The sequence below is a fragment of the Planomonospora corallina genome, from assembly GCF_042650625.1.
Lineage (GTDB): Bacteria > Actinomycetota > Actinomycetes > Streptosporangiales > Streptosporangiaceae > Planomonospora_B > Planomonospora_B corallina.
This window is the reverse complement of the sequence record NZ_JBHSBM010000070.1, coordinates 1-3,818: the sequence shown is the minus strand read 5'-3', so window position 1 is coordinate 3,818 and position 3,818 is coordinate 1. Positions and strand designations below refer to the sequence as shown.

General features: G+C 68.8%; 3 protein-coding genes and 1 pseudogene. 3 read left to right on the top strand and 1 reads right to left on the bottom strand.

The genetic code is table 11. The features are described from left to right. The first annotated feature begins 749 nt into the window (after positions 1-749). Together ACFOWE_RS31690 and ACFOWE_RS31685 are read left to right on the top strand one after the other, a co-directional pair. Positions 750-2,207 (top strand): MDR family MFS transporter, encoded by a 1,458-nt coding sequence (locus ACFOWE_RS31690; RefSeq protein WP_377294386.1) that lies wholly within the window; start codon positions 750-752, stop codon positions 2,205-2,207. 215 nt (positions 2,208-2,422) lie between these two features. Continuing rightward, positions 2,423-2,578 (top strand): annotated as a pseudogene (locus tag ACFOWE_RS31685) (transposase); the annotation flags it as partial. A gap of 5 nt (positions 2,579-2,583) precedes the next feature. On the opposite strand, the gene ACFOWE_RS31680 reads toward ACFOWE_RS31685, so the two are convergent. Continuing rightward, on the bottom strand, positions 2,584-3,060 hold the full coding sequence (locus tag ACFOWE_RS31680) for a GNAT family N-acetyltransferase (protein WP_377294384.1): 477 nt from the start codon (positions 3,058-3,060) through the stop codon (positions 2,584-2,586). 155 nt (positions 3,061-3,215) lie between these two features. On the opposite strand from ACFOWE_RS31680, the gene ACFOWE_RS31675 reads away from it, so the two are divergent. Beyond that, positions 3,216-3,656 carry a MarR family winged helix-turn-helix transcriptional regulator gene (locus tag ACFOWE_RS31675; protein ID WP_377294382.1) on the top strand — a complete coding sequence of 147 codons (441 nt, stop codon included), beginning with the start codon at positions 3,216-3,218 and terminating at the stop codon, positions 3,654-3,656. The last annotated feature ends 162 nt before the right edge of the window (positions 3,657-3,818 follow it).

The window sequence follows — 3,818 nt, the reverse complement described above, 5'->3', positions numbered from 1 at the left end:
CCGAAGGAGGGGGCTTTTTTCGTCGCCCGCAACCGGCGGATATCACCGGAATCACCACACGGGCGCCGAATGACCGGCCCCGATTCAGAACTCCCGACCGCCTTGGCGGGCCATCACAGGCGAATGAGGAGCAGAATTCCGCCCGCCGCCGGCCGAAGCGCCTCCGGCTTCCATCCCCGCGAACGGCCGGCCCGCTTCACCTCGCGCCGGAAACACCGATTCCCCGATCACCCGGCGGCCATCGATACACCGCCCTCGGTGAGGCCCTCCTCCGCGACGGAAACAACGGTTGCGTCTCCGCGCAGAAGTCATGGTGCCAGTCATGGTCGCGCACCCGGGATCGGCGAGGTGACCGACCGGATACGGGAGATCGTGGCGACGCTCCTCCGGCCGGAGGGCGTGCACAGCGTGCGGGAGACGGCCGGCGCCGCCGAGCGGAACGCGGCACCGCCCTCCGGCCGGCAAGGACCGCACGGCCCGGAACACAGGGCCCGGAACACAGGGCCCGGCACGCGCGGCTCTCGTGATGTGCCACGGCCTGGCCCTCCACGGTCATGATCACCCTGAGCGGGTGAAAACCAGATGACATCTCGCGTCGCTTGCCGGAGGGTTGGAGGCCGCCGACGAGTTTTGTCGGTGGCGTCGGTCATCATTCACATGGCCACGACTTCCTGTGAGACCGAAGGCTTGGACGCCGGCCGCGACCACGCCATATCCGACTCATGTCCCGCGACCCCGATCGAGGTGCCGTGCCCAGCCGACTGCTCGACCCGCCCGCCAAATCCACGGCCGCCGCCCAGGGCCGCACGCCGGCCGTGATCCGGCTGCTGGTGCTCGCCACGTTCGTCGTCATCCTCAACGAGACGATCCTGATCAACGCGATCCCGCGGCTGATGAGCGCGCTGCACATCACCGCGCAGACCGCGCAGTGGCTATCGACGGCCTTCATGCTCACCATGGCCGCGGTCATCCCGATCACGGGGTGGTTCCTGCAGCGGGTCTCCACTCGCGGCGCGTACGCCACCGCGATGGGCCTGTTCCTGCTCGGCACGGCGCTGGCCGCCGTCGCGCCGTCGTTCGAGGTGCTGCTGGGCGCGCGCATCGTCCAGGCGTCCGGGACGGCCGTGATGATGCCCCTGCTGATGACCACGCTGATGCAGGTGGTCCCCGAGGCGAACCGAGGCCGGGTGATGGGCAACGTCTCGCTGGCCATCTCGGTCGCGCCCGCGATGGGTCCGACGGTCTCGGGGGCGATCCTCCATTTCGGGTCCTGGCGTCTGCTCTTCGCCCTGGTGCTCCCCGTCGCCGCCGTGATCGCCTGGCGCGGCCTGAAGCACCTCGAGAACGTCGGCGAACCCCGGCCCGGCACCATCGACTGGTTCAGCGTGGTGACCGCCACCGCCGGCTTCGGTGGTCTGGTCTACGGGCTCAGCCTGTTCGAGGGCGGTGACGTCCGCGTCGCCGCCGCGGTCGTGGCGGGCGGCCTGGTCACCATCGCCGTCTTCGTCCTCCGCCAGCTGTCACTGCAGAAGCGGGACGTGCCGCTGCTGGACCTGCGCACCCTGCGCCACCGCGCCTACACGGTCGCGCTGATCCTGATGGCGGTGGCCTTCATGGCGATGCTCGGCTCGATGATGCTGCTCCCGCTGTACCTGCAGAGCATCCGCGGACTCAGCGCCCTGCAGACGGGGCTCCTCGTGATGCCGGGCGGCCTCGCGATGGGACTGCTCGGTCCGACCGTCGGCCGCCTGTTCGACCGGTTCGGCGGCCGGGTCCTGGTCGTCCCCGGCGCGATCGGGATCACGCTCGCGCTCGCGGGCTTCACCCAGATCACGATGACCACGCCGTACTGGCAGCTCCTCGGCCTGCACGCGCTGCTGATGGTGAGCCTGGCCGCGACCTTCACCCCCGTGTTCACCCTCGGACTCGGCGTGCTTCCCGCACGGCTCTACTCCCACGGCAGCTCGATCCTGAGCACGCTGCAGCAGGTCTCCGCGGCCATCGGCACCGCGCTGGTGATCACCGTGATGAGCGCGCGAGCCGAGACCCTGAGGTCGGCCGGAGTCGCCAAGGCGCTCGCCGACCTCGACGGCATGCGGCTGGCCTTCGTCATCGGCGCGGCGCTGTCGGTGGCCGTGGTCGTCACCGCCCTGCTCCTCCCGGCCAGGGCGGGCGACACCGGCGAGCTCGAGGGAGCCGGCCGGTGAAGCCCGCAGGACGGCGTCACCGGTAGGTCACCGGCTCCGCTCCTTTCCCGAGAACACCATGATCAGGAGATGGACGGTGCCGTCCGGCACGGAGACCTCCCGGTACCTCATCGGGGATTCCGGCTCACCGGCCGCGCCGGGGCTGTTCTCGATTTCGTCCTCCGTCCACGGGGGCAGAGGACTCCGGAGTCCGGAAACCTCGATCTCCGGGGATGGGTGCCGTCCGGTGGGTGGTCGAGCGGACCTTCGCCTGGCTGCACCAGTTCAAACGGCTACGCGTCCGCTACGAACACCGTGCCGATCTCCATCAGGGCTTGCTCGACCTGGCGTGCGGCCTCATCTGCCTGCGCCGATTGCGGTCCTCGTTCTGATGTGCTCAGTTGGAGGCGCGTAGGGAGTGGATGCGTACGGCGTTGCGGATGGGATTGCCGGCTTGTTCGTCGGTGTATTCGGCGACTTTGATGTAGCCGTGTTCCTCGTAGAGGCGGCTCAGCTCCGGGCTGTCGGCCCAGTGGTCCAGAGCCAGCGCGGGAGCGCCGTGTGCTCGCGCGAGGCGTTCGGCCTCTTTCAGCAGAGCCGCGCCGACGCCGTGGCCGGCAGGGCCGCGCTCGGTCATCACGGTGTGGATGAACATCGATCCGTCGGGCACGGTGCCGGTGGGGATTCGTGGCGGGATCATGGGTGCCGCGGCCAGCATTCCGACGCAGCGGCTGTCTCGTTCGGCCAGGGTGATGACGTTCTGGCGCGTCCAGTCGGCGACCCGGTCGGGGAAGCCGGGGATGCGGGAGAACGGTACGGTTCCCCATTGCTCCGGTCGGTCTCGGGCGATGAGCCACGCGTGGACGGAGTCCATCAGGGCCAGTAGGGGTGCGACGTCATCGGCCGTCGCCAGTCGTAGTTCGGGGGAGGATCGTGGCATTGCGGTCTCCGGGAGAGTTAGACTTCGCACGACCTGGTTAATTCAAGTTTCTAAGGGTTAGATTGTCAAAGCAATCCAAGGTTCAGGCTGTGACCAGGGCCGTTCAGGAGCTGCAGGACGCCACCGACCTCATCGACGAACTCGCAGCTCGGCGCCTGGGTGTCAACCGCACCGACCTGAGATGCCTGAGCCGGCTGACCGCACGCGGGCCGCTCACCGCGAGCGAGCTGGCAGCCGCCGCCGGTCTCACCGGAGGTGCCGCCACCACCGCCATCGACCGGCTGGAGCGGACCGGCCTGGTCGAACGGGTCCGTGATACGGCGGACCGGCGCCGTGTGCTGGTGCACCTGGCAGAACAAGGCCGAAGAGCCGTGCAGGAGATCTGGGGGCCGATCGCCGACGACGCCCAAGCCGAGCTTCTCCGGTTCAGCCTCACCGAGCTCGAACTAATTGAGATTTTCCTGCGCCGCGCGCTGGATAACCAAGCGCGGCACGCCGACCGCCTGCGTGGGAGAACCGAAAGGGCCTGACTGCGCCGCCCCGTCCGGCCGGTTCACCTGGTCCGGATCGGCCGCCAAGCTCTTCCTGCATGGACTTGCATCATGAAACGGACTGCAAGAAGGTCGTGGATACTACCGTCGACGACCTCGACGGCGGCGAGGCGTCGGGCACCGTCTCCTTCGCCCTCGAAG